The sequence below is a fragment of the Winogradskyella forsetii genome, assembly GCF_013394595.1.
Classification (GTDB): domain Bacteria; phylum Bacteroidota; class Bacteroidia; order Flavobacteriales; family Flavobacteriaceae; genus Winogradskyella; species Winogradskyella forsetii.
This window is the reverse complement of the sequence record NZ_CP053348.1, coordinates 1,799,540-1,822,315: the sequence shown is the minus strand read 5'-3', so window position 1 is coordinate 1,822,315 and position 22,776 is coordinate 1,799,540. Positions and strand designations below refer to the sequence as shown.

At 35.2% G+C, this 22,776-nt stretch carries 21 protein-coding genes; 15 read left to right on the top strand and 6 right to left on the bottom strand.

Annotated features, from left to right (window positions below; translation table 11 throughout):
• The first annotated feature begins 15 nt into the window (after positions 1–15).
• Both HM987_RS07925 and arsB read left to right on the top strand, forming a co-directional pair.
• Entirely contained in the window at positions 16–648 is a 633-nt protein-coding gene (locus tag HM987_RS07925; protein WP_179006781.1) for an arsenate-mycothiol transferase ArsC, read from the top strand.
• A gap of 3 nt (positions 649–651) precedes the next feature.
• Positions 652–1,707: an ACR3 family arsenite efflux transporter gene (arsB, locus tag HM987_RS07920; RefSeq protein ID WP_179006778.1), complete on the top strand. Its 1,056-nt coding sequence runs from the start codon at positions 652–654 to the stop codon at positions 1,705–1,707.
• 231 nt (positions 1,708–1,938) lie between these two features.
• Here arsB and HM987_RS07915 read toward each other — a convergent pair whose 3' ends face one another.
• The gene (locus HM987_RS07915; RefSeq protein WP_179006777.1) at positions 1,939–2,949 is read right to left on the bottom strand and encodes a sugar kinase; all 1,011 of its coding nucleotides are present in this window, start codon (positions 2,947–2,949) and stop codon (positions 1,939–1,941) included.
• 212 nt (positions 2,950–3,161) lie between these two features.
• On the opposite strand from HM987_RS07915, the gene HM987_RS07910 reads away from it, so the two are divergent.
• A complete protein-coding gene (locus HM987_RS07910) occupies positions 3,162–3,686 on the top strand; it encodes a GNAT family N-acetyltransferase (protein ID WP_179006776.1) in 525 nt (174 codons plus the stop codon).
• A 54-nt stretch (positions 3,687–3,740) separates the two neighbouring features.
• On the opposite strand, the gene HM987_RS07905 is transcribed toward HM987_RS07910, so the two are convergent.
• From HM987_RS07905 to HM987_RS07895, 3 genes are all read right to left on the bottom strand, one after another.
• Positions 3,741–4,484: an energy transducer TonB gene (locus HM987_RS07905; protein WP_179006775.1), complete on the bottom strand. Its 744-nt coding sequence runs from the start codon at positions 4,482–4,484 to the stop codon at positions 3,741–3,743.
• Positions 4,485–4,565: 81 nt separating this feature from the next.
• Entirely contained in the window at positions 4,566–6,716 is a 2,151-nt protein-coding gene (locus HM987_RS07900; RefSeq protein WP_179006774.1) for a TonB-dependent receptor, read from the bottom strand.
• A gap of 269 nt (positions 6,717–6,985) precedes the next feature.
• Positions 6,986–8,257 carry an NAD(P)/FAD-dependent oxidoreductase gene (locus tag HM987_RS07895; protein ID WP_179006773.1) on the bottom strand — a complete coding sequence of 424 codons (1,272 nt, stop codon included), beginning with the start codon at positions 8,255–8,257 and terminating at the stop codon, positions 6,986–6,988.
• A 138-nt stretch (positions 8,258–8,395) separates the two neighbouring features.
• Between HM987_RS07895 and HM987_RS07890 the strand changes: the two genes are divergently transcribed.
• Both HM987_RS07890 and HM987_RS07885 read left to right on the top strand, forming a co-directional pair.
• Positions 8,396–8,890 carry an RNA polymerase sigma factor gene (locus HM987_RS07890; RefSeq protein WP_179006772.1) on the top strand — a complete coding sequence of 165 codons (495 nt, stop codon included), beginning with the start codon at positions 8,396–8,398 and terminating at the stop codon, positions 8,888–8,890.
• Between the two features lie 4 nt (positions 8,891–8,894).
• Positions 8,895–9,527: a hypothetical protein gene (locus HM987_RS07885; protein ID WP_179006771.1), complete on the top strand. Its 633-nt coding sequence runs from the start codon at positions 8,895–8,897 to the stop codon at positions 9,525–9,527.
• A 190-nt stretch (positions 9,528–9,717) separates the two neighbouring features.
• On the opposite strand, the gene HM987_RS07880 is transcribed toward HM987_RS07885, so the two are convergent.
• Positions 9,718–10,518, bottom strand: coding sequence for a lysophospholipid acyltransferase family protein (locus tag HM987_RS07880; RefSeq protein WP_179006770.1), 801 nt, complete (start codon positions 10,516–10,518; stop codon positions 9,718–9,720).
• 44 nt (positions 10,519–10,562) lie between these two features.
• Entirely contained in the window at positions 10,563–11,207 is a 645-nt protein-coding gene (locus HM987_RS07875) for an NUDIX hydrolase (RefSeq protein WP_179006769.1), read from the bottom strand.
• 2 nt (positions 11,208–11,209) lie between these two features.
• On the opposite strand from HM987_RS07875, the gene HM987_RS07870 reads away from it, so the two are divergent.
• The 10 genes from HM987_RS07870 (at position 11,210) to HM987_RS07825 (ending at position 22,654) form a co-directional block, all read left to right on the top strand.
• A complete protein-coding gene (locus HM987_RS07870) occupies positions 11,210–11,923 on the top strand; it encodes a peptidylprolyl isomerase (RefSeq protein ID WP_179006768.1) in 714 nt (237 codons plus the stop codon).
• 404 nt (positions 11,924–12,327) lie between these two features.
• Positions 12,328–14,472 (top strand): M3 family metallopeptidase, encoded by a 2,145-nt coding sequence (locus HM987_RS07865; RefSeq protein ID WP_179006767.1) that lies wholly within the window; start codon positions 12,328–12,330, stop codon positions 14,470–14,472.
• A 160-nt stretch (positions 14,473–14,632) separates the two neighbouring features.
• A complete protein-coding gene (locus HM987_RS07860; protein ID WP_179006765.1) occupies positions 14,633–14,887 on the top strand; it encodes a DUF2188 domain-containing protein in 255 nt (84 codons plus the stop codon).
• A gap of 85 nt (positions 14,888–14,972) precedes the next feature.
• Entirely contained in the window at positions 14,973–15,482 is a 510-nt protein-coding gene (locus HM987_RS07855; protein WP_179006763.1) for a hypothetical protein, read from the top strand.
• 157 nt (positions 15,483–15,639) lie between these two features.
• Positions 15,640–16,593, top strand: coding sequence for an alpha/beta fold hydrolase (locus HM987_RS07850; RefSeq protein ID WP_179006761.1), 954 nt, complete (start codon positions 15,640–15,642; stop codon positions 16,591–16,593).
• A gap of 84 nt (positions 16,594–16,677) precedes the next feature.
• Positions 16,678–17,676 (top strand): lipoate--protein ligase, encoded by a 999-nt coding sequence (locus HM987_RS07845; RefSeq protein ID WP_179006759.1) that lies wholly within the window; start codon positions 16,678–16,680, stop codon positions 17,674–17,676.
• 68 nt (positions 17,677–17,744) lie between these two features.
• Positions 17,745–18,422, top strand: a complete 678-nt coding sequence (trmD, locus tag HM987_RS07840; protein WP_179006757.1) for a tRNA (guanosine(37)-N1)-methyltransferase TrmD — start codon at positions 17,745–17,747, stop codon at positions 18,420–18,422.
• Between the two features lie 186 nt (positions 18,423–18,608).
• Positions 18,609–18,959 (top strand): 50S ribosomal protein L19, encoded by a 351-nt coding sequence (gene rplS / locus HM987_RS07835; protein ID WP_178988342.1) that lies wholly within the window; start codon positions 18,609–18,611, stop codon positions 18,957–18,959.
• Positions 18,960–19,710: 751 nt separating this feature from the next.
• The gene (locus HM987_RS07830) at positions 19,711–20,283 is read left to right on the top strand and encodes a pentapeptide repeat-containing protein (RefSeq protein ID WP_179006755.1); all 573 of its coding nucleotides are present in this window, start codon (positions 19,711–19,713) and stop codon (positions 20,281–20,283) included.
• A gap of 148 nt (positions 20,284–20,431) precedes the next feature.
• Positions 20,432–22,654: an NADP-dependent isocitrate dehydrogenase gene (locus HM987_RS07825; protein WP_179006753.1), complete on the top strand. Its 2,223-nt coding sequence runs from the start codon at positions 20,432–20,434 to the stop codon at positions 22,652–22,654.
• Positions 22,655–22,776: the final 122 nt, after the last annotated feature.

Genomic DNA, 22,776 nt, shown 5'->3' with positions numbered 1-22,776 from the left:
TATAACATTCATAAAATGACATCAACACAATCAACCTTATTTTCAGAAATAGAATTTATTATTAAGGCACTAAATCCTGAAACTATATCAGAAGACCGAAAAGAAGTTCTAAAACCTTTAACCGAATTTATCCAGTCCAAAGTGGCAATTGATGCGGAAATCCGACTCAATTTTATATGCACTCACAACTCGCGACGCAGTCATTTGTCACAAGTCTGGGCGCAAACCTTGGCGCATTACTTTCATATAAAGAATGTGTTCTGTTATTCTGGAGGAACAGAAGCCACGGCACTTTTTCCGATGGCTGCAGAAACATTACAGCATTCTGGCTTTGAAATTAAAACACTTTCAGAAGGTAAAAATCCGGTTTACAGTATTAAATATGCCGAAAACGAGCATCCTGTTATCGGATTTTCAAAAAAATTGGACGATGATTTCAATCCGAAATCTGGGTTTGCCGCTATTATGACCTGTGACTCTGCTAACGAAGCTTGTCCTCTTGTTTTGGGAGCTGAAAAACGAATTCCAATAACTTTTGAAGATCCAAAAGCTTTCGATAACACACCACAACAATCTGAAAAATACAGGGAAAGAAGTCTACAAATTGCGACTGAATTATTTTACGTTTTCTCTCAAATCAATTCCTAAAAAATGGCCACTAAAAAACTCAGTTTCCTCGATAGTTACTTAACGCTTTGGATATTTGCCGCCATGGCCATTGGTGTAGGTATTGGTTATTTCTTTCCATCATTTCCAGAAATCGTGAATTCCTATAGCAGTGGAAGTACCAATATTCCCATTGCTATTGGGTTGATCGTGATGATGTATCCACCTTTGGCCAAAGTTAATTTCGCTTTGTTACCTAAAGTGTTCAGAAATACAAAAATCCTTTCCATATCATTAATCCTCAATTGGATTATTGGTCCTGTGTTGATGTTCGTTTTAGCCATTATTTTTTTGCGTGACTATCCGGAATATATGGTCGGATTGATTTTAATTGGTCTGGCACGTTGTATTGCCATGGTTTTGGTTTGGAACGATTTAGCCGATGGTAGCAGCGAATATGGCGCTGGCTTAGTCGCATTAAACAGTATTTTTCAAGTATTCGCCTATAGCTTTTACGCCTGGATTTTCATCACAGTACTGCCACCCTATTTTGGATTTGAGGGTGCCATCGTAGATATTTCAATTACAACCATCGCAGAAAGTGTGGCCATATATTTAGGTATTCCTTTTGCATTGGGTATTTTAAGCCGACTCATTTTAGTAAAACTTAAAGGCGAAGTGTGGTACACCGAAAAATTCATACCCACTATTTCTCCGTTAACATTGATAGCGTTATTATTCACCATCGTGATTATGTTCTCTTTAAAAGGTGAATTGATTGTTGAAATCCCAATGGATGTGTTAATCATTGCGGTACCATTATTGGTTTATTTCACGTTAATGTTTATCATTGGTTTTTTCTTTACCAAAGCCACAGGAGCGGAATACGACAAAACTACAGCAGTTGCATTTACAGCTGCTGGAAACAACTTTGAGTTGGCTATTGCTGTTGCTATTGCTGTGTTCGGACTGAATTCAGGCCAAGCATTTGCAGGCGTTATTGGGCCTTTGGTTGAAGTGCCAGCCTTGATTTTATTGGTTCGGGTTTCGTTTTGGTTGAAAAGGAAGTATTATGATACGCCTGAAATCGCTGGAGAATAATTGATTGTTTCTTTGTTCTCAATTCAAAAATTAAAACCCAATAATGTCATTTCATTTACTTTAGTTTCTATAAGCTTTTACAATTATTTTGTGATTTCAATAGAGTGATTCGGATAACTATTGGGAGCGTGATGAGAAATCTTAAAACAGTGAGATTCCTCTTCGTGCCTCATTCGGAATGACAGAATTGACTTTAATAAAATTTAATTCTTTTTTTCTAAAACTACATGTCTAACGTTCAAAACGCCCTGAAATATTCCCTTCAATAATTTTAACCACATCGTTAACATCACTATGGTTAACGTCGCCCTCGTAAGTATGTTTTAAAGCACAGGCAGCACTTGCAAAAAGCATGGCTTTATAATCGTCATAATGCTGTAAACCATGAATCAATCCTGCGGCAAAAGCATCTCCCGTTCCAATACGATCCACGATGTGTGTAATTTCTAAATCTTCTGTTTCCCTAAATTCTTTGCCGTTCCACATTCGTGCTCTAATTTTATGCCATGATGAATTTAAGGAGGTTCTAATCTTATCAAATACTTTTTCGATCGTCGGAAAAGTTTCTATGAGTTGTTGACTTGCTTTCAGGAAATCGTCGTTAGAATAACTGTAATCGGTACCCAATACTTCATTAATTTCATTGATGCCACCAATAAAAATATTGGAATAGTGTAATAATTCAGTCAATACCTCTTTCGGATCTTGACCATATTTCCATAAACCACTGCGATAGGTAGGATCTGCAGAAACCGTCAATCCTTTTTCCTTGGCTAATTTTAAACCCTCTTTTAAGGTATCGTAAGTCCCTTGAGTCAGTGCAGGTGTTATACCTGTCCAATGCATCCAATTCCCTTTTCTCAGCGCCTTTTCCCAATCTACCATAGCGGGTAAGATATCGGAAAATGACGAATGGGATCTGTTATATGAAATTTTGCTTGGTCGCATTACAGCTCCGACTTCCAGAAAGTAAACACCCAAAGGTCGCTTAGAACGTACAATAGACGAGGTGCTCACACCAAACTTTCGAATATATGAAATGGCAGTATCACCAATAAAATCTTCAGAAACAGCACTTATATGTTTTACGCTTCCGCCAAAATTGGCAATGGAAATGCTGACGTTTAACTCCGTACCGCCAAAATAGAATTCCACATTATTGGATTGCATAAATGTTTTATTGCCTCTTGGCGAAATACGAAGTAAAACTTCGCCAAATGTTATAATCTGTTGCTTCTCCATAGTTCTTTGTAATGCGTTAATAATTGATTGTCATACGATTTTGTGATAAAAGATACAGACTTAAATTTATATGACTAAATTTTTATTATTTTTTGTTGGAAATTAATTCGAACTTAAAATCGGAACATCAGTATATTTAGACCTTAAGGGTATTGACTTTTCTAAGCTTAGGGAAGAAAAATTAAAAATAGAAATCAAATATTTTCAAAAGAATGATTATTAAACTAGAAACCAAACGTCTTATCCTAAGACCAGTTACTGAAGCTGATGCACAAGATTTCTTCCAATTAGATTCTAATCCTAAAGTCCATGCGTTCCTAGGGAATAAACCTGTAAAAACCATTGAGGAATCTGAAGCTATGATTGCCAATATCCTAGAACAATACAAAACTAATGGTTTAGGACGTTTGGCAATGATAGATAAATCTACAAATGAATTTATTGGTTGGTCTGGACTCAAATATGAAGAACAGTTGAGAAAAGAATTTAATTATTACGATTTAGGCTATAGACTAAAAGAACAATTCTGGGGAAAAGGTTATGCCACAGAAGCGGCTTTTGCGTCTTTAGATTATGGGTTTAAAGATTTAGAGTTAAAAGAAATTGGAGCAGCAGCTGATGTCAATCATATAGCTTCTAACACCATTCTTAAAAAATTAGGTATGCAACCTTCAGGTACTTTTGTGTATGATAATGACTTGTGCAATTGGTATATATTGAAAAATCCTTATTTATAAAAAACAAAATCCCGTTTCAGGGATTTTGTTCTGTTAATAAGAGAAATTAAATAGTTATTGTGTTTGTAATTTAAAGTTTATAGGAATGCTATAAGGGACGCTTACATTTCTATCTCGTTGTCTACCAGGTATCATTTTAGGCAGTAAACTTATAATACGTTCTGCTTCAGTTTCCAACAATTGATCTGGTCCCCTACTTTTGATTTTAGTAACGAGTCCATTTTTATCAATTAAGAAGAATACAAAAACCCTACCTTGAATATCAAGCTCGACAGCAGGATCTGGATATCTAAAGTGTTTCTGTAAATGCTCTTGGATTTTTCGTTCAAAACAAGCTCTTAACTCTGAATTGTTGCCTGTACAACCTGGAAATTGAGGTACTTTTTCAATTATAGCAAAAGGCACTTCAATATCTTCTTCAACTTCCGTTACTGCTACATCTTCCACACCAACTTCACGATCATCAATAATATCATCTTGCCCTACCTCTGTGCTTTGTATAATACTTTCCTCAATATCTTCTACATCCTCAACAATTGTTATTATTTCTGGAACTACATCTTTTCGCGCTTGTGTTGCCTTAGGCGGAGGTGGAGGAACAAATTCTATCGTTGTTATCGGAATATCTTCATCAATCTGATTGTCTAACATTAAGATATCAATCTTTGTCGCTTCTGTCTCGTAAGTCTTATGTTCTAGTCCTAAATATGTAAGGAGTAACATTACGTTTAAGCCAACAGCAAAATACAAACTGCTGTTTCGACCTACATTGGCTTTTGGGTTTTTCTTGAGTTCCATGACGTTTAATTTTATAGTATAAAGTTAAACTTCATTAAGCTGAAAAAATATGATTTATGTCATGTTGCTACTAAAACGGTTCTATAAATTATCCAACTGATTATCCGTACCATCTTCACTAATCGTCCAAAAGAACCCTACAAAAAAGAATTGGTCTGCTGCAGGCGTTAAGGCGCGTCTATTAAACTGTCCGTTAAAATCCGGTGTATTTGCGTATTGATACCCATTAACGTTTTTAAGTCCTAAAACATTATTTACCGAGAAATATAAAATCTTTTGTGGACTGAGTAAATAAGCCCAATTCAAGCTCAAATTATTAAAGGATTTTGTGCGTTCGCTTAAAAAATCATTAGTGTTTGGATTGGTATATGGACGACCAGAAGAAAAACCGTAAGAAAGGCCTACTTGACTTTTCCAACTGTCTATCCAATATTTACCAACTATTGATAAGTTATGATTGGTGGCATAACCTGGTTGCGCCGCAGTTTCAAAATTCCGATAATCACGTTCGGTATCCAAATATGAATAACTCACCCAATAATCGACGTTTTTGATACCTGTATTATCTCTCCAAAATAAATCGATGCCTTGGGCATAACCATCGCCTGAAGAATTAAAGTTACTGTCAAAACTTTCAAATTGAGAATCGAACTTTACCAAATTATCGTAATCTTTTCTGTAAGCTTCAGCCCTAAAAATCTTACCGTTATTTACATACTGATAATTCAAAATATAATGCGAGGTCTGTTCTGCCTTTAAATCTTGATTAAACTTTAAAATGGCACTATTCGGGTTTTGAAAAAAGTTCCCATAAGCCAAAGAAAATTGACCATTTTTAGAGCTTTTATAAGCAATAGCTGCTCTTGGTGCGACATCCGTTGTACTAAAAATTGAACTATGATCAGCCCTCAACCCCATTTTTAAAGCCAGTTTTTTAGAGAATATCAAATCTGCTTCCGCAAACGCGGCTGTGATATTATTGTCATAACCATAAGTGGCATCAACTGGTCCTTCCTTGAAGTTTTCTTCAAAATCTGTAATAAATTGTTCTGCACCAAAACTTAGTTTGAATCGACTATTGAAGCGTTTTCTTAACTTCAATTTTATATGTGCCGAATTTTCAATATTGCTAATTTCGCTCGACTGAATTCCCAGGTCTGTATCTGCAAAGGTGTAACTCAATCCCGTTTGGATGCTCCAACTATTCCCTAAACTTCCTTTATACGATGTGTTTAAGTAAAAGTTATTGTTATTCAGCTTATAGTCTAAGCCTTCACTTAAGTTGATATCTTCTTGGGTTAATTCAAATTGCGACGTGTCAAATGCGGCATAAAATTTCAACATACCACTATTTAATTTTTGTCTAAAAACAGTTTCGCCTTGTGCACCTTGATAGGGTTTGTGCCAGTCATTTCTATCTTTAAAAAGCTCCAAATATGGTGCAAGATTAATATAGGATGCATTAAAACTCAAGGATGATTTTTCCCATTTCTGAGTGTTTCCAAGCGCAGCACCAACGGTCATAATGCTAATATCGGTTTTTTCTTGATCGGGTTCGTCAATGGTATTTAAAAGTAACACACTCGATAAGGCTTGTCCAAATTCCGAAGAATAACCACCTGTGGAAAACGTAATACCGTCGAATAAAAATGGGGAATAACGTCCACGCGTCGGAATGTTATTCGTGGTTGGCTTATAAGGTGTGAAAACCCGAATGCCATCGATAAATATTTGTGTTTCGTCAGCATTTCCACCTCTCACAAACAATCGACCATCTTCCGCAACGTTGGATGTTCCTGGCAAGGTCTGTAATGCGCCAACAAAATCGCCCAACGCACTGGCCGTGGTTACAACATCCAAAGGTTTTAAAACAGATACTTTACTATTATCGCTCGCTTCAAAAGTTCCTGCACTAATAACCACGGCATCTAAAGACTCTACACTTTCCCTTAATTTAATAGTGAGATTGTTCATTTCAGAAACCGCTTTGATAATGGACTTCGTTTCGTAAGACAGAAACGAAATGACTAAAGTTTGTGTCCCTTTTTCTTCTGTTGTAAATGTAAAGTTGCCTTGGTCGTCAGTGGTTGCCCCATCATAAGTGCCTTCTAAATAGACATTAACACCATTAATGGATTGGTTTTTTGTGTCTGTTACTTTTCCGGAAATGGTGTTTTGTGCATTTCCTATACTGACAAAAAGTAAAATTAGAATTGTGATCAGCTTGTTCATGGATTGATTGATTAAAAGTTCGTTTTTCTTATGCTGAATTTATTTCAGCAGGATACTAAAACAAATTCAGCATAAATTGATGAGACAAACTTCCATCATTTTATCTTCCTTATGAATTCTAATCTACCGAATTGTAATATTTTGATGACGAATTGAATATTTGAGTTCGTTCCGAAATATATTCAGCTAAAAAAGACAAATCAGGGAATATACTTTAGGACACATTCATAAATAATTTGGCAAAAACCTACTCAACAGTAATGCAAGGACTACTTCTTAAAAGGCCGAATAATCAATCGTGCTGCTTTATCAAAATTGATATAATTGTAGGTCCAGTTGAAGAGTACAATCACACGATTTCTAAAACCAACCAAAGACATTAGGTGCACAAACATCCATACAAACCAAGCAAAAAAGCCTCCGAATTTGTAATGTTTTAAATCCACAACGGCTTTATTTCTGCCAATGGTTGCCATTGAGCCTTTATCCTTATACACAAAGGGTTTCATTGGTTTATTGTCAATAAGTCGTAACAAATTCTTGCCCAATAATTTTCCTTGTTGAATAGCTGGTTGTGCAACTTGTGGGTGGCCTTTTGGGTAATCCTCTAAAGTCATTAATGCAATATCGCCAACCGCAAAAATGTTCGGATAGTCTTCAACTTGGTTGAATTGGTTGACATTATAACGATTCGTTTTATCCATTAAAGCTTCGGCTTTTAAACCCTGTACTGGAGCTCCAGTCACGCCTGCCGCCCATATTAAGGTTTCCGATTCCATTTTTAAGTCAGAATTGGTTGTTACCGTAGAACCATCATAATGTTTAACGACTGTGTTGCATCGTACTATTACACCTAATTTCGTTAAAAACTTTTCCGCTTTTTTTGAGGCATGTTCGCTCATAGGTGGCAATACACGCTCTGCTCCTTCCAGTAAGTAGATATGCATATCGTCAGGATCTAAATCATGATAATCCCTTGGTAAGATATTATTTTTCAGTTCTGCTATGGCACCTGCAAGCTCCACGCCTGTTGGCCCTGCACCGACAATAACAAAATTTAAATAAGCCTCGCGTTCTTCTTTTGCATCTGCGATAGCGGCCTTTTCAAAATTTTGTAAAATAAGACTTCTTATATTTAATGCCTGTGGCACAGACTTCATGGGCATACTGTTAGACTGGATCGCTTTGTTGCCAAAATAGTTGGTTTTTGTCCCAGTGGCAATCACTAAATAGTCGTAAGACAGATGACCAATTGAGGTAATGATTTCATTATTTTCAGGCACAATTTGCTCCACTTCTGCCAAACGGAAAAAAGAAGTTTTATGCTTTTTTATAATTTTTCGTAAAGGATAAGCTATGGAATCTGGCTCTAACCCAGAACTCGAAACTTGGTATAATAAAGGTTGAAATGTATGATAGTTGTGCTTGTCTATGAGAACGACCTGTGCATTTTTATTCGCTAGAGTTTTCGCTAAATTTACTCCAGCAAAGCCACCTCCTATAATGACGATTCTTGGTAGGTTGGACTGAGGAATGTTCATTATATATATAATTGAAATTTCTCTTGCAAAAATACAAATTATCAAAGCTAAAATTCCCTTTTAAAACATTAGTTGAATAAATTTGTAACAAATCCTAAATCCATACTACTAATTAGATAACCAACTATTTTTCATCAATTGAACAAAGAACTAGAACATAGTTTTGTAGAACAGTTGCAAAAGCATCAAAACATTGTACATAAGGTGTGTCGATTATACACCAACAATGCAGATGCACATAACGATCTGTTTCAAGAAATCACCATACAACTGTGGAAAGCTTTTCCAAAATTTAGAGGAGACGCAAAATTTAGTACATGGATGTACCGAGTAGGATTGAATACTGCAATTACTTTATATAGAAAATCGAAAAGACGTATTAACACACAAGCCTTTGATGCTGTAGAATTTAAAATAAAAGCTGAAGAATATGACGATACAGAGGAACAACAATTAAAACTATTATACCAAGCCGTACATCAATTGAATGATATTGAAAAAGCTTTAGTTTTCTTGTACTTAGAAGACAAGGATTATAGAGAAATAAGCACGACTTTAGGTATAACAGAAGTCAATGCACGCGTTAAAATGAACCGTGTGAAAAAGAAATTAAGAACCATACTAAATCCGTAAGATTATGGATGAATTAGAATTATTAAAGAAAAATTGGAATAAAGAATCTGCTGAATATAAGAACTATTCAGATGCTGATATCTACCCAATGTTACATAAAAAATCATCCTCCATTGTAAAGACTTTGTTTTACATAAGCGTTGCAGAATTAGGGTTTTGGATATTGATGAATTTCCTACCTTTTGTGGTTTCAGCTAAAATGAAAGCGCAATTAGAAGAAATGAGTCATAGCTGGATTTATATTGGATTGAATATTCTGAGTTATGCAGTTATTATATTATTTGTTTATCTTTTATGGAAAGCATATAGAGCCATTTCTGTAACCGATAATGCGAAAAAATTAATGGAAAGTATACTAAAAACCAGAAAGGTCATAAAGTATTATGTTCTCTATAATTTATTGATTGCATTAATCAGTATTCCTGTATCACTTTATTTTTCCATTAATGAACATCCCGAAATTTCGCAACAATTAGAAGATGCTTCATCTAGACAATTAGTGGTTATGGCATTAATTACTGTTGGAATTACAGCCGTATTCTTAGTGTTGATTTGGTTGTTTTATAAGTTGATTTATGGAATTTTAATTAAGCGATTGAATAGAAATTATAAGGAACTGAAGAAACTTGAAGTTTAAATTTTATATCGAATTAGTTCTTAAATGCCAAAAAAATTATTGCACATAATCCACAAATAAGAAACGTGGTTTAATTGAACGAAATTTTCTACTTTACACGTGTTACTTTACAACTTTAATATAAATCGCCAACTGAATACTGTAGATTGTGGACTGTGGACTGTGGACTGTGGACTGAATACTAAAAAAATCACATATCCCGCAACTCCCTATTCAATCGTTCATTCTCTTCAAGTACGTCTTGAGGAATCACTTTTAAGAAGGATGGATGTTGCTCGATGGCATATTCAATCTTTTCAACGATACTGGCTATAGATTCATTTTCATAATCAATGTCCAAAGGTTCTTTGATCTCAAAAGATTGAAAAATATTCTTCTTTTTAATTCGTAATCCTTTTTTATCAAACGAACGTCTAAAACCATCAATAACAATAGGTACAACAATGGGTTTGTAGGTTTTGATAATATGAGCTGTTCCTTTTCTAATCGGTTTAAAAGGTGTGGTTGTTCCCTGCGGAAATGTCACAACCCAACCATCATCCAACGCCGTTTTTATCATGGTAATATCACTCATCTTCACTTGTCGGTTCACATCTTTTCCTTGTGAACGCCAAGTACGTTCAATACTAATAGAACCAGTATAAGCGAATATCTTTGGAAGCAAACCAGATTTCATGGTTTCCTTCGCCGCAACATAATACATATTCAATTTCGGGTTCCAGAGATAACCGACGTTTTTAATGTTATCCAATCGACCGCTCAAACTCGCATTAAACACATGGAACATCGCAATAACATCAGCAAAATAGGTCTGATGGTTGGAAATGAACAACACATTGGTATCAGGAAGATTTTTAATAATCTCAGAACCTTCAATCTGTAAGTCATTAAATCCTCTAAAACGTCTGTGTGTAGACACACCTAAGATTCTAATAAGCCATTTTTTGACCCAAAGTATATGTCCAAAAGGATTTCTTTTGAATAATCCCATAGTTAATTTTCAAATTTTAGTCGATTACAAATGTAACCATAAAGTTATAAAACCTGTTTTAGCAAGTCTTTTATTTCGCCTAGCATCATGGCTGTTGCTCCCCAAACAATATGGTTATTAAATTTAAAAGCTGGCACATCTACTTCCACATCAAAAGAGGTTGGCACTGTTGCGGTTAGCGTATTGCTATCGCTTAAAAAATCCTTGAGTTTAACCTCTATAACAGCTTCTACCTCTTCATCTTGTTTGGTAAAAATTAAATATTCTTTCGAAATACCAATATAAGGATGCACCATAAAATTACTTGGTGGTATATAAATAGGAGACATTTTTTTTAAAACGTCAATGTGCATACGCGACACGCCTATTTCTTCCTCGGTTTCCCTTATAGCGGTTTGCATTAAATCGTTTTGATCTTCATCTTCATATTTTCCACCCGGAAATCCAATTTGTGCAGAATGCACACCTCTATAGGTTTTACGCAGAATAAGAACTAAATAAGTTTCATCATTGGTATTCGGGTAAAACAATGCCATAACAGCCGCTTTTCTAGCCGTTTCTGACTTAGATTTCATTTTTTCTGCCAGTTCCAAACGATAAGGCGGAGACATTTTTGCATGCGAGTCTTCGCCAGAAAGTTCTAGATTTTTTATTTTTACTACAGATTCTAAAAACGTACTAAATAGCATTTATGAAATTTCAATTAGTGTTTACAATGGTTATCGGAATAGGATTGTTGCTTCTGAATTGTGAAGATAAACAAACTTCAAAAAAAACAGATACAACAGTCGTAAAAGATTCAACGATAACTGAAACTAAAATTAAACCCAAAAAGAAGACAAAAACGAAATTCCCTAAACTTACCGATGAAAACGCCATGGAATTCTTTTTAGAATACGAAAAAGAAAACAAAGAAGATAAAGTACGGATTACCACCGATTTCGGTACAATTGATATCCAACTGTACGATAAAACCAAATTCCACAGAGCCAATTTTATTTACCTAACCAAAAGAAATTATTTTGATAACACACAATTTTACAGAGTGGTCAATAACTTTGTGATACAAGGCGGAAGTGGTGATGGCATGAATTTATACAAAAAAAGACAAAACATAGGACGCTATCTTTTACCACCAGATACCAAACGCGGTTACACGCATAAAAGAGGAGCAGTTTCCATGCCTAGTAGCGAAATTGAAAATGCCTATAAATTGGCCTCTCCTTATCAGTTTTTTATTGTTCAAAAACCAGATGGTGCTTACCATCTCGATGGTGACTATACCGTTTTTGGTGAAGTTATTTCCGGTATGGATGTGGTTGATAAAATCGCTGCGGTAGAAACCGATGAAGGCGAATGGCCTCTAAAAAACGTCTATATCAAGAAAGTGGAGTTGATTGATTAAGCTAGTGCACAGAGATATGCTGAGATACACAGCGATTCACGGAGTAATTCTGTAATCCTTTAATTAATCCTTACGCATTTAGTTATATATTTTTCTCCCACAATCCCTAAAAGGTTTTAAGATGAAAGTCATATAAAAAACAGAAAGCGCAATCCATCCGATAAAATCTGTTTTACCCTATTTCTTCGTGCATCTCAGTGAAAACTCTGCGAATCTCTGTATAATTTTTTTATTATTTCTTGCCTGGATCCATTCGTAATAATTTGTGTCAACATTTATCAAGACAATATGCAATTACCAACCTCCAAGAATTATAAAAAATTTAAGATTCTTCTACCCTATTTTAAGTACCTTGTTTGCTTAATAAATCCCTATTTGTTTTCACCAAATAAAAACTAATAACAATGATTTCCAAGTCCATTAAATGTGCATTAATTTGCAGTATTGTACTATTCTCAAGCTGTAAAGAAGAAACCAAAGAAACAACCGAAAAAACAATGAGTGATAACCTACTAATCCAAGAATGGAAAGGCCCTTATGAAGGTGTTCCTGCATTTAATAAAATTTCTGTAGAAGCCATAAAACCTGCTATGGAAGAAGCCATGAAGCTAAATTTAGCCGAAATAGAAGAAATAGCCAACAACCCTGAACCACCGACTTTTGACAATACCATTGTTGCCATGGAAAAAGCTGGTAAAGCACTTGACCGTGTATCTGCTTATTATGGTGTCATGGGAAGCAATGTGTCCTCACCAGAATTCAGGGATGTACAAGCAGAATTAGCTCCTAAACTTTCAGATTTTAGATCTCAAATTTCACAGAACGAAAAACTATTCCAACGTATTAAAGCTGTTTATGAAGCATCTCAAGAAACGCCTTTAGAACCGCAAGCGCAACGTGTGGTAGATTTAACCTATAAGCGCTTTGAAATGAACGGTGCCAATCTCAATGCCGAAAAGAAAAAGCGTTATGCCGAAATTAATAAAGAACTTTCTACACTTTATACAGACTTTGCCAATAATGTTTTGCACGACGAAGAAAACTACATTACCTATTTAAACGAAGATCAATTAGGTGGTTTATCTGATGGGTTTATAAAATCGGCTGCAAAAATTGCCACTGACAAAGGGCAAGAAGGTAAATATGCCATTACTAACACACGCTCTTCCATGGATCCGTTCCTCACCTATTCTACCAATCGCGAGTTACGAAAGCAAGTTTGGGAGAATTATTATTCGAGAGGAGACAATGCAGATGACTATGATAATAATGAAATCATTGCCGAAATCTTAAGATTGCGAAAAGAACGGGTTGGGCTCATGGGTTACGATAATTATGCTGAATGGCGATTACAGGACCGCATGGCAAAAACACCAGAAAATGCCATGGATTTAATGATGGCCGTTTGGCCAGCTGCAAAACAAAGAGTACAGGAAGAAGTCTCAGATATGCAAAGCGTAGCCAATGAACTTGGCGATAACATTACCATAGAACCATGGGATTATAGATATTATGCTGAAAAAGTCCGCAAAAAGAAATATGATTTAGATAGCGACGAGGTAAAGCAATATTTGCATTTAGATAAATTAACCGAGGCCATGTTTTATGTTGCAGGTGAATTGTTTAATTACAAGTTTACACCTGTAGAGGAAGGTTCAGTTCCTGTATTTCACGAAGATGTAAAAGTTTGGGAAGTAACCGATAAAGATTCTGGAAAGCATATTGGCTTATGGTATTTAGATCCGTATGCACGTCAAGGAAAACGGTCTGGAGCCTGGGCAACCACTTATAGAAGTTCAGATTCTTTTGAAGGCGAAAAAAATGTCTTGGCATCAAACAATTCCAATTTTGTAAAACCTGCTCCAGGCGAAGCTGTTTTAATATCTTGGGATGATGCTACCACGTTTTTTCATGAGTTTGGTCACGCACTTCACTTCTTTTCTGCTGATGTGAAATATCCAACCTTAAATGGAGGTGTTCGAGATTACACCGAATTCCAATCACAATTATTAGAACGTTGGTTATCTACGGATAAAGTTATCAACCAATATTTGGTACATTATAAAACAGGTGAACCAATACCAAAATCATTGGTCGAAAAAATCAAGAAAGCCTCCACATTCAACCAAGGCTTTGGAACTACAGAATATTTAGCGTCTGCATTAATTGATATGAAATTACATTTAGCAGATCCAAAAGATATTGATATCGATAAGTTTGAACGTGAAACTTTAGACGAATTAGGCATGCCAAAAGAATTGCCAATGCGCCATAGAACGCCACATTTTGGCCATGTGTTTTCTGGTGAAGGCTATGCAACGGCTTACTATGGTTATATGTGGGCAGATGTCTTAACGAGTGATGCTTCAGAAGCTTTTAGAGAAGCCGAAGGTGGATTTTACGATAAAGAAGTTGCGGAAAAATTAGTAAAATATTTGTTCGCACCACGAAATGCCATGGATCCTGCGGAAGCTTATAGAAAATTTAGAGGTCGTGATGCTAAGATTGAAGCCTTGATGAAAGATCGTGGGTTTCCTGTTTCGGATTAACCAATACACAGAGTATTTAAAAAACCCAGCGTTATCTCGATAATTATAGCGATTACTATTGTATTTAGCCAAGTAGGCAGTCATAATTATTGTACTTTAACTAGGAAAGAAATATTGAATTTAATAAATTTATATTTTAATTAGAATAAACTGAAAAACGATGACAAAAGTTAGAACATCTGCCATTATAAAAAAAATGGCAATAGCTGCCAAAACCAATTCTCATAGAGTACATGTTACTACTAGAGGAACAGCTTCATGGGCAATTAAAAAAGAAGGAAACATTAAAGCCTCAAATACTTATACCACTCTTGAGGAGGCCATTGATGCCGCTAAAACATTAGTAGAAAAAGGTCAAGCTTCAAAAGTGGTTGTTCATAACAAAGAAGGTAAAATTGTTCAAAGTGGCGTATAATGATAATATTTTTATTAATTGTCCATTTGACGACGACTACTACCCATTATTGAAATCACTTCTTTTTACTGTCATATATTTAAAATTGAGACCTAAAATTTCTCAAACTCAGAATTCAGATGACATAAGAGTTCACGAAATAAAAAAATTAATTGAGAATTGCAGGTATTCGATTCATGACATTAGTAGAATAGAACCTATTTCCAAAGGCGATCTTCCCAGATTCAATATGCCATTTGAACTAGGTATTGATGTTGGATGTAAGACTTACCTAAGGAAGAATAAAAAATATATGATTCTTGAAAAAGAACCCTATAGATTTAAAGAAGTCATGTCTGATATCTCTGGACAAGACATATTTTCTCATAACAATGAACCTTATGAACTTGTAAAAGTGATAAGGAATTGGTACAAAACTATTTTTCCAAGACGTGACACCAATAGTTCTAAAGTGATTTGGGATGCATATAATGAATTTAATTTTGATTTTAAAGAACAAATGGAATCTGAAGATTTGAATCCTGAGAATATTTGGGCTATTCCATTCAATGAATTAATTGAAATTATGCAAACTTGGATAAAAAACTATGCCTAACAAATAATGTGCTAAGTAAGAAGCAAGGCAGCATTGATATTTTATTAAAGGACTTGTAATCTTGGTCAAATATGAGTCTTTTAAATAAATCACAATATATATATATATATAAGTGCTCTTGCAATCCCTAGATTTAAAAAAATTCACAAAACCCTTTATGAAACTATTTTTATGGCTTTCGTTTTCTATTTTATTTATGAGTTGTACTGACAATTACAATAATTATAAAAAAACTCCAGACTATATAGAAAAAGCTTCTGCTGCTGATAAAGCTTATTATGAGGCTTACGACGAATCATTAAAATTGTGGAATGTTGATTTTGAAGAATTATACATTACCACAACTAATGGTATTGCGCATGTCATTGTGAGCGGTCCTAAAAACGGAGAACCTGTGGTCTTACTTCACGGTATGAATGCAAGTTCTACCATGTGGTATCCAAATATCGAAGCATTGACTGAAAACCATCGTGTGTTTGCCATTGACTTTATTTTAGAACCCGGAAAGTCCTATTTGTATAACGATATTGAAAGTGTTGAAAAAGTAATCGATTGGTATAAGGAAGTTTTGTTCGTTTTGGAATTGGATAGCTTTCATGTCATTGGCGCTTCAAAAGGTGGTTGGCTAGCCGTTAATTTGGCCTTAAAGCATCAAGAAAAGATAAAAAGCTTGGTATTATTAAGTCCTGCGCAAACCTTCACATGGATTAGACCAAGTACAGATTTACTTAAAAATATAGTATCCCTATTTTCTTCAAAAGAAAAACAAATATCGCAAAGTTTAGAAAGTATGTCCAGCAACGCTGCTAATATTAGTGAGGTGTACTTAAAGCAATATAGAATTGGGATCAAAAAAGATTTGGAAAACAAATTTATGGCGAGTATGAAGCCTTTCTCTGATAGCGAACTAAAATCTTTACAAATGCCTATTTTGGTTTTAATTGGCGATGATGATATGATCAATACAAAAAAAACCGTAAAAATCGCCAACGAACTTCCAAAAGGAAAAGGAGAAGTGATCCCAAATGCAGGCCACTTTCTATCTATCGATCAAGCTGAAATGGTCAATAAAAAAATGCAAGCCTTTTTAAATGACCCATCAAGTGACTAGGTCTTAAGCTGCACTCACTTTGCTCAGCCCATTAACCATACCCAATTTCTTTATCTTTGTTGGAAATTAAACCAAAAATACCTTATGATTTTTATTGACAATGAAGGCCATACTAATCCAAAATTAAACTTAGCCTTAGAAGAATATGCCTTAAGACATTTTGATAAGTCCACAGATTACTTGTTGTTCTATATCAACGAGCCATCCATTATTATTGGACGTAACCAAAATACTTTGGAAGAAATCAACCAAGACTATATAGAAGCCAATAACATCCATGTGGTTCGACGTATTTCTGGTGGTGGCGCGGTGTATCACGATTTAGGAAATCTGAACTTTAGTTTTATTACCAATCACGATGGAAAAAGCATCAGCAATTTTAAAAAGTTTACAGCACCTGTCATCCGTGTATTGAATGCTATGGGAGTTGCTGCCGAACTAAAAGGACGAAATGATATTTTAGTAGATGAGAAGAAAATCTCTGGAACAGCACAATTTTCCACAGGAAAACGGATGATTAGTCATGGCACACTATTATTCGATACGGAGATGACGGAAGTGGTAAAAGCGCTTCAAGTAAAAATGAGTAAAATTCAATCTAAAGGTCATAAATCCGTGAGAAGTCGTGTGGCAAATATCAGTGATTTTTTAGAGAGGCCAATTTCAATGTCCGACTTTAAAAAACAATTACTCATTGGACTATATGAAGCCAGCGAACCCTTTGAAACTTATAAGTTAACCGAAACCGAATGGAAAGCCGTCCATGAATTAAAAGCCGAAAAGTATGATTTATGGGACTGGAATTTTGGCCGTTCACCTAAATTCAATATTCAACGCAATAAACGTTTTCCGATAGGAGAAATTGACCTTCGTATTTTTGTGGAAAAAGGGCATATTTCAGACCTTAAAATCTTTGGTGATTTTTTTGGAAGGCAACCCGTTTCAGAAATAGAAGATCTACTCATTGGTGTGCCTTATGACAAACATGAAATCAATAAGAAACTAGAAAATGTATCAATTCAAAACTATTTCGGAAAATTAGAGAAGTCGGAATTTCTAGACCTAGTTTATGGGAATGATTAATTGCTTCTGAAACGGCATTCAAATTAATACCAATAAAGCCTATCTTTGCACTCAATTTTGACAACATCATGCGCATAGACATCATCACCGTATTACCAGAACTTTTAAAAAGTCCGTTTGAAGCTTCAATTCTAAAACGTGCCATTGAAGCCGGTTTGGTAGAAGTCCATTTACATAATTTAAGGGATTTTGCAACTGGAGGTTACAAATCGGTTGATGATACCCAGTTCGGAGGTGGCGCAGGCATGGTGATGAGCATTGCACCTATTGATAAGTGTATTACCAAATTGCAAAACGAGCGTCATTACGACGAGATTATATATATGACACCAGATGGCGAGCAACTCAACCAAAGCATTGCCAACCAGACTTCTTTAAAGGAAAACATTATTATTCTCTGCGGACATTATAAAGGTGTGGACCAACGTGTGCGCGATAAATTCATCACACGTGAAATTTCCATTGGCGATTACGTCCTTTCTGGAGGCGAATTGGGCGCAGCCGTTTTATGTGATGCGGTAATTCGTTTAATTCCTGGCGTATTGGGAAATGAGACCTCTGCCCTAACCGATTCGTTTCAAGATGGTTTATTGGCACCACCAATTTATACCAAACCCAGGGAATACGACGGTATGAAAGTGCCGGAAGTGCTATTCAGTGGTAACTTTGCCAAAATTGAAAAATGGAGAGAGGAAGAAGCCTATAAAAGAACTAAGCAACGACGACCAGATCTTTTGGACGAATGACAAAGGTGACGGAAGACGGATCACAGAAGAACAAACCTGGTTTTTCAAGTTAAAACTTTATACCAAAAATAAAGCATAAAGTATTGTGAATATGCAAAAAAGTACTACTTTTGCAAACCAATTTGGACCAACCTCTGGCGAGAATCGTGAATGTTGCTTTGAATCAACTATTATAAATAAAAGAAAATGAATTCTTTAGTAAAATTTGTACAAGACGAATTTGTAACCCGTAAAGACTTTCCAGAATTTGGAGCTGGTGATACCATCACAGTTTACTACGAAATTAGAGAAGGTGAAAAAGTACGTACCCAGTTTTTTAGAGGTGTCGTATTACAACGTAAAGGAACTGGATCTTCTGAAACGTTTACCATCCGTAAAATGTCAGGAACAATTGGTGTAGAACGTATCTTCCCAGTTAATTTACCTGCGTTGCAAAAAGTAGAAGTTAACAAACGTGGTAAAGTACGTAGAGCTAGAATTTACTACTTTAGAGGTCTTACTGGTAAAAAAGCAAGAATCAAGGAAGTTAGAAGATAATTCCAACTTATATATTACAATAAAGAGCCTTCTGTTTAAGAAGGCTCTTCTTGTTATAAACAATTGTTAATAACTACGGTTTATAATCTGTTGATATCTAAAATGTTAAAACACTGCCGTTTCTCGAAATAATTTCTTAATTTAGTAAAACAATTAACAACAAACCTTTGTGTTTGTTCCGATAATTATCGGGATTGAAATTCATTTCAAATTAATGTTAAATTGTTACTAGAGATTCGTTCTTTATGTATTGAGGTTGTTTTTTGAGGTTATGTAGCAACTTGTGAAAGCAAGTGTTTGTGAAATAATCATGAAGCTTTAAGAATATAACATGTTTCGGCAGGTTGTAGTGTTAAAGTGGAAAGCTCCGAAGAAGTAGTGGAACCGAAAGTGAACACGAAAAGGACGAGCAATGTTTTAAACCTAATTTTCGTTTATGCGAGTATTTTAGGAAAACATCAAGAAAAACAGACCTAAGAAACAAAGTAATATCAGGTCAATACATTTTGAAAGATATGAACTGTTTCGAATTTGAAACAGAAACCCTTGAACCGAAAAACTGTTGACTTAGGTCATTCAGTTGTGTTAGTGCAAGCTAAGTAGGTCACGTTAGTACTGTTTCTATGAAAGCCATGTCAGCGCAGATTTTATCTGAGTGATATGGCTTTTTTTTTGACTAAATTTCTAATTTCGTCATCCTGAACTTATTTCAGGATCTCAAACAGATCAAATCATTTAGTACGCTACCAACATGAACCCACCATTAACGGACAATCAAAACTTCAACTCAAAAGATTATACAAACAATCCGCTCCCAAAAGCAGAATATATGGAATGCACGTTTACCAATTGTAATTTTGAAAACTCCGACCTCTCCAATATTAATTTTTTGGAATGTGATTTTGTGGATTGTAATTTTAGTAATGTTAATGTGATGCATACAACCTTCAACGCTGTTAACTTTAAAGATTGTAAAATTCTAGGAGTTTTATTTCAAAATTGTAATGCCTTTTTGTTGTCCTTCAAGTTTCAAAATTGCACCTTGAATTTAAGTAGTTTCTACCAACTAAAAATCAATCATACGCAATTTTCAAATTGTATAATGCATCAAGTGGATTTCACAGAAAGCGAAGCCAAACACGTGGTCTTTAAGGACTGTGATTTAAGTAACTCCACTTTCGACAGAACCAACCTAGAACATACGGATTTTACTTCGGCTTTTAATTTCAATATTAACCCTTCCATCAATCAAATTAAGAATGCATCTTTTTCAAAAGAAAATATTTTGGGACTGCTAGAAGCCTTCAAAATAAAGATAAAATAATAATTTAATGGATTTCTTCTGTAATTTACAGATTCCTTAAAAATTCGTACTGTTTAGTGTTAATCTACCACTTGTAAAATCAAACGTTTTCGTATATTTGCTCAGCTTAATTTTAGGCAAAATATTATTCAAATTATTTTCAAGACTTATGACAAAAACAGCAAAGATAGTTTATACAAAAACGGATGAAGCACCAGCTTTAGCAACACGTTCTTTTTTACCAATTGTTAAAGCATTTACAAAGTCTTCTGGCATTACTATTGAAACAAAGGATATATCATTAGCTGCTAGGATTTTAGCAACTTTCCCGGATTTTTTAACAGAAGACCAAAAAGTAGCTGATGCGCTTGCCGAATTGGGCGAGTTAGCGAAAAAACCAGAAGCTAATATTATAAAATTACCTAATATAAGTGCCTCCATTCCACAACTTAATGCTGCCATTGAAGAGTTACAAAGCAAAGGCTACAAACTTCCTGATTATCCAGACGAACCAAAAAATGATGCTGAAAAGGAAATTAAGTCACGCTACGATAAAATAAAAGGAAGTGCCGTGAACCCAGTTCTTAGGGAAGGAAATTCAGACAGACGTGCGCCAAAAGCCGTTAAGAATTATGCCAAGAAAAATCCGCACAGTATGGGAGCTTGGAGCAAAGATTCTAAAACCCATGTGGCTACAATGTCTAAAGGTGATTTTGCGCACAACGAAAAATCAGTTACACTTAATGCTGCCAACACCATAAAAATTGTTCATACAGATGCCAAAGGCAATAAAACCAACCTAAAAGAGCGCTTAGATTTGTTAAATGGCGAAATTATCGATGCTACGGTAATGAGCAAAAAAGCTCTACTTGAATTCTTAGAAGAGCAAGTTGAAGATGCTCTAGACAAAAGCGTGTTGTTCTCATTACATATGAAAGCGACCATGATGAAGGTGTCTGACCCAATCATATTTGGGCATGCTGTACGTGTGTTCTTTAGTGATTTGTTTGAGAAACATGGCAAAACCTTTGAAAAAATTGGAGTGGATGTTAAGAATGGTTTCGGTAACTTACTTGAAAAATTACACGATTTACCAGAAGAAAAACGCGACGCGATTAGAGACGATATTCGTTTTGCTTTAGACCATAGTGCAGATTTAGCCATGGTAAATTCAGATAGAGGCATTACCAATCTCCATGTACCTAGTGATGTTATTATCGATGCATCTATGCCAGCAATGATCAGAACATCTGGGCAAATGTGGAATGCTGAAGGCAAACTACAAGATACTAAAGCGGTCATTCCAGATAGCAGTTATGCTGGTGTGTATATTGCTACCATCGATTTCTGTAAAAAACATGGCGCTTTTGATCCTACAACCATGGGAACCGTTCCTAATGTCGGACTTATGGCTCAAAAAGCCGAAGAATATGGATCTCATGATAAAACTTTCGAGATAAAATCTAAAGGAAAGGTTGAAGCAATTGACGCTAACGGCAATGTTTTAACAAGTCATAAAGTAGAAGAAGGTGATATTTGGAGAATGTGCCAAACTAAAGATGCACCGATTCAAGATTGGGTGAAATTAGCGGTGACAAGAGCAAGAGCGTCTGAAACACCTGCTGTTTTTTGGTTGGATAAGAAAAGAGCTCATGATGCAGAATTGATTAAAAAAGTAAATACATATCTTAAAGATCACGATACTGAAGGATTGGATATTAGAATTTTATCGCCAATTGATGCCACTAATTTCACTTTAAAACGACTTAAAGCCGGAGAAGATACCATCTCAGTTACAGGAAACGTTCTAAGAGATTATTTAACGGATTTGTTCCCGATTTTAGAAGTGGGTACAAGTGCCAAAATGTTATCAATTGTACCTTTAATGAATGGAGGTGGCTTGTTTGAAACTGGTGCTGGAGGTTCTGCACCAAAACACGTTCAGCAATTTGTGGAAGAAAATCATTTACGTTGGGATTCTTTAGGCGAATTTTTAGCATTAGCAGTTTCATTAGAGCATTTTTCACAGGTGAATGATAATAAAAAAGCAAGCGTTTTGGGGGAAACTTTAGATGATGCTTCAGATAAATTATTGGAAAACAAAAAAGGACCGTCAAGAAAAGTTAATGAATTAGACAATAGAGGAAGCCATTTCTATTTGGCGCTGTATTGGGCTGAAGCTTTAGCGAATCAAGATAAGGATGCGGAACTCAAAGCTGAGTTTTCTGAAATACACAAGGCACTATCTTCAAATGAAGAAGCCATAGTTAAGGAATTAATTGACTGCCAAGGCGAATCTGTAAATATTGAGGGTTATTATCTTCCTGATGAAAATTTAGTGACTAACGCTATGCGTCCGAGCAAAGCATTGAATACTATTGTAAACGATTAATCCTTAGATTAAGGTTATGTTAAAAAAGCTTCTTTAGGGAAGCTTTTTTTATGTTTTAATTTACTTTTAGTGTAACAACGTTATAGGTTAATCGTTTTTAGTAGAAACACAGTACCAATCAA

Bases quoted from the DNA above. Each gene is read 5' to 3' on its own strand.
- HM987_RS07925 (WP_179006781.1), top strand. From the start codon at position 16: ATGACATCAACACAATCAACCTTATTTTCAGAAATAGAATTTATTATT.
- arsB (WP_179006778.1), top strand. From the start codon at position 652: ATGGCCACTAAAAAACTCAGTTTCCTCGATAGTTACTTAACGCTTTGG.
- HM987_RS07915 (WP_179006777.1), bottom strand. From the start codon at position 2,949: ATGGAGAAGCAACAGATTATAACATTTGGCGAAGTTTTACTTCGTATT.
- HM987_RS07910 (WP_179006776.1), top strand. From the start codon at position 3,162: ATGATTATTAAACTAGAAACCAAACGTCTTATCCTAAGACCAGTTACT.
- HM987_RS07905 (WP_179006775.1), bottom strand. From the start codon at position 4,484: ATGGAACTCAAGAAAAACCCAAAAGCCAATGTAGGTCGAAACAGCAGT.
- HM987_RS07900 (WP_179006774.1), bottom strand. From the start codon at position 6,716: ATGAACAAGCTGATCACAATTCTAATTTTACTTTTTGTCAGTATAGGA.
- HM987_RS07895 (WP_179006773.1), bottom strand. From the start codon at position 8,257: ATGAACATTCCTCAGTCCAACCTACCAAGAATCGTCATTATAGGAGGT.
- HM987_RS07885 (WP_179006771.1), top strand. From the start codon at position 8,895: ATGGATGAATTAGAATTATTAAAGAAAAATTGGAATAAAGAATCTGCT.
- HM987_RS07880 (WP_179006770.1), bottom strand. From the start codon at position 10,518: ATGGGATTATTCAAAAGAAATCCTTTTGGACATATACTTTGGGTCAAA.
- HM987_RS07875 (WP_179006769.1), bottom strand. From the start codon at position 11,207: ATGCTATTTAGTACGTTTTTAGAATCTGTAGTAAAAATAAAAAATCTA.
- HM987_RS07870 (WP_179006768.1), top strand. From the start codon at position 11,210: ATGAAATTTCAATTAGTGTTTACAATGGTTATCGGAATAGGATTGTTG.
- HM987_RS07865 (WP_179006767.1), top strand. From the start codon at position 12,328: ATGATTTCCAAGTCCATTAAATGTGCATTAATTTGCAGTATTGTACTA.
- HM987_RS07860 (WP_179006765.1), top strand. From the start codon at position 14,633: ATGACAAAAGTTAGAACATCTGCCATTATAAAAAAAATGGCAATAGCT.
- HM987_RS07850 (WP_179006761.1), top strand. From the start codon at position 15,640: ATGAAACTATTTTTATGGCTTTCGTTTTCTATTTTATTTATGAGTTGT.
- HM987_RS07845 (WP_179006759.1), top strand. From the start codon at position 16,678: ATGATTTTTATTGACAATGAAGGCCATACTAATCCAAAATTAAACTTA.
- trmD (WP_179006757.1), top strand. From the start codon at position 17,745: ATGCGCATAGACATCATCACCGTATTACCAGAACTTTTAAAAAGTCCG.
- rplS (WP_178988342.1), top strand. From the start codon at position 18,609: ATGAATTCTTTAGTAAAATTTGTACAAGACGAATTTGTAACCCGTAAA.
- HM987_RS07830 (WP_179006755.1), top strand. From the start codon at position 19,711: ATGAACCCACCATTAACGGACAATCAAAACTTCAACTCAAAAGATTAT.
- HM987_RS07825 (WP_179006753.1), top strand. From the start codon at position 20,432: ATGACAAAAACAGCAAAGATAGTTTATACAAAAACGGATGAAGCACCA.